Here is a 389-nt window from a genome sequence, read left to right as displayed (position 1 = left end):
CGTTACCGATTTGCACTTTGTGATTGGTTAGGAAAAAGCTCACCAAAAGTTGGTGATTATCTTGACTTTGTTGGTAAGGATGGTGCTGCTGCTTCTGTTTTTCGATTGGTGAAGCAACAATATTCATAATTAGTTCTCGCACTGGTTTGTTTCTTTATAGGTACTTTTGGTGTTCATCGTTTTATAGTTGGTAAAACTGGAACTGGTGTTTTTATGCGTATCCTGTCTTTATCTATTTTGGGGTTACCTATTTCTGGAATTTGGGCATTTATTGATTTTATCGTCATTGTAGTAGGGGGATTTACTGGCAAAGATAGAAATAAAATTAGAAGTTAGCGGATTTTATGTTTCGCTATAAAGTGTGACATTTTTATTGTTGCGGGTAATAT

At 35.2% G+C, this 389-nt stretch carries 1 protein-coding gene; it reads left to right on the top strand.

Annotated elements, in window-relative coordinates; all coding sequences use genetic code 11:
• Window positions 1-141 precede the first annotated feature (141 nt).
• Window positions 142-336 (top strand): TM2 domain-containing protein, encoded by a 195-nt coding sequence (locus J7R05_RS09490; protein WP_281388251.1) that lies wholly within the window; start codon window positions 142-144, stop codon window positions 334-336.
• Window positions 337-389 lie beyond the last annotated feature (53 nt).

This window comes from Bartonella capreoli, assembly GCF_902813205.1.
Taxonomy (GTDB): Bacteria; Pseudomonadota; Alphaproteobacteria; order Rhizobiales; family Rhizobiaceae; genus Bartonella; species Bartonella schoenbuchensis.
This window is presented reverse-complemented; position numbering and strand designations above follow the sequence as displayed.